At 66.0% G+C, this 2,293-nt stretch carries 1 protein-coding gene and 1 pseudogene; one reads left to right on the forward strand and one right to left on the reverse strand.

Features of this window, described 5'->3' with window-relative positions:
- A pseudogene (locus ACFWF3_RS32825) lies at positions 1-285 on the reverse strand (hypothetical protein); the annotation flags it as partial.
- Positions 286-656: 371 nt separating this feature from the next.
- Between ACFWF3_RS32825 and uvrB the strand changes: the two are divergent.
- The coding region (uvrB, locus tag ACFWF3_RS32830; protein ID WP_379317767.1) for an excinuclease ABC subunit UvrB at positions 657-2,293 on the forward strand (1,637 nt) is incomplete at its 3' end.

Genomic DNA, 2,293 nt, shown 5'->3' on the forward strand with positions numbered 1-2,293 from the left:
GGGCATCCACGACTCCTCGTAGCGACCGTGCGGCCGGTCGAGGATGCGGGCCAGGTAGATGCCCCACGGCTGCACTTCGTACCGGTCGACCGGGCGGATGTAGCCCTTGGCGTCGGTGCTGGTCAGCTCGGCCAGGTCGAAGTATTCGACCCGGGGTCTGGCAGAGGGGGCGACGGTCGTGGAGACGGTGGTCGGTGTTAGCGGGCCGCGTATCTCTCTGGCGAAATAGCCGGCGAATCCGGTTACCGCGGGAGCCGCGACGAGCAGGGGAAGTAGAACGCTCATGGCCTTGTCCTTCACCACGTCCGATGATCAACTCAGGGTACGCCCGCATCGGGAGTTGTGGCGTGGTCGATTCGGCGCCTCGATCGTCGAATATCATTGGCGCAAGGGACTTTTCGGACATCGCGCGAAGTGCCGGGCATTCGCCGCGTTCGTGGGCGGTCGCCCCGACCAGGCGAAATGGGGGTCGCCGACGGTTTGCTTGCCGGTGGCTGTTGTCACAGTCGCGCAGTGCCGCGACGGCATCGATGAGCAGAAGTTCACCAGAACGACCACGACCCGACCGGCGGCGCTCGGCGCGGCGCGGGGTGTGGCGGACGGGCGGCGGCTCGCTGGAGCGCAAACGTGTCAGTGGTCGCGCCTAAGCTGGATCCATGGCATTCGCAACCGAGATCCCGACGGAAGGGTACGAAGAGCGGGGTCACCCGATCGCCCATTCCGAACACCGCCCCGTCGGCACGATCGAGCGCTCGGGCGCTCGATTCGAGGTGGTCAGCGAGTACTCGCCCGCCGGCGACCAGCCCGCGGCCATCGCCGAGCTCGAGCGCCGGGTGAACGCGGGGGAGAAGGACGTCGTCCTGCTCGGCGCCACCGGTACCGGTAAATCGGCGACCACCGCCTGGCTGATCGAGAAGTTGCAGCGCCCCACGCTGGTGATGGCACCGAACAAGACCCTGGCCGCGCAGCTGGCCAACGAGCTGCGCGAGATGCTGCCCAACAACGCGGTCGAGTACTTCGTCTCGTACTACGACTACTACCAACCCGAGGCGTACATCGCCCAGACCGATACCTACATCGAGAAGGACAGCTCGATCAACGACGACGTCGAGCGGCTGCGGCACTCGGCGACCTCGAGTCTGCTCTCGCGTCGCGATGTCGTGGTGGTCGCCTCGGTGTCGTGCATCTACGGTCTGGGCACCCCGCAGTCGTATCTGGACCGGTCGGTGCAGCTCGAGGTCGGCGGCGAGATCGACCGCGACGCGTTGCTGCGGCTGCTCGTCGACGTGCAGTACACCCGCAACGACATGTCGTTCACCCGGGGTTCCTTCCGGGTGCGCGGCGACACCGTGGAGATCATCCCGTCCTATGAGGAGCTGGCGATCCGCATCGAGTTCTTCGGTGACGAGATCGAGGCGCTCTACTACCTGCACCCGCTCACCGGTGACGTGGTGCGCCAGGTCGATTCGGCGCGCATCTTCCCGGCCACCCACTACGTGGCCGGTCCGGAGCGGATGGAGCGCGCGGTCGGCGACATCGAGGCCGAACTGGCCGCGCGGCTCGAGGAATTGGAACGTCAGGGCAAATTGCTCGAGGCTCAGCGGTTGCGGATGCGCACCGAATACGACCTGGAGATGATCCGTCAGGTCGGCTTCTGCTCGGGCATCGAGAACTACTCGCGCCACATCGACGGGCGCCCGGCGGGTTCGGCGCCTGCGACGCTGCTCGACTACTTCCCCGACGACTTCCTGCTCGTGATCGACGAATCGCATGTCACGGTGCCGCAGATCGGCGGCATGTTCGAAGGTGACATGTCGCGTAAGCGCAACCTCGTCGATTTCGGTTTCCGGTTGCCGTCGGCGGTCGACAACCGGCCGCTGACCTGGGAAGAGTTCGCCGGTCGAATCGGCCAGGCGGTGTATCTGTCGGCGACACCGGGCAACTACGAGCTGGGTCAGGTCGGCGGTGAGGTGGTCGAGCAGGTCATCCGCCCGACCGGCCTGGTCGATCCGAAGGTCGTGGTCAAGCCCACCAAGGGGCAGATCGACGACCTGGTGCACGAGATCCGTGAGCGGTCGGAGCGCAACGAGCGGGTTCTGGTCACCACACTCACCAAGAAGATGTCCGAAGACCTCACCGACTACCTGCTCGGCCTCGGTGTGAAGGTCCGCTACCTGCACTCCGAGATCGACACGCTGCGGCGCGTCGAACTGCTCCGGCAGCTACGCCTGGGCGAATACGACGTGCTCGTCGGCATCAACCTGCTGCGTGAGGGCCTCGACCTGCCCGAGGT

This window comes from Nocardia sp. NPDC060220 (assembly GCF_042727815.1).
In the GTDB taxonomy this organism is placed as follows: Bacteria; Actinomycetota; Actinomycetes; order Mycobacteriales; family Mycobacteriaceae; genus Nocardia.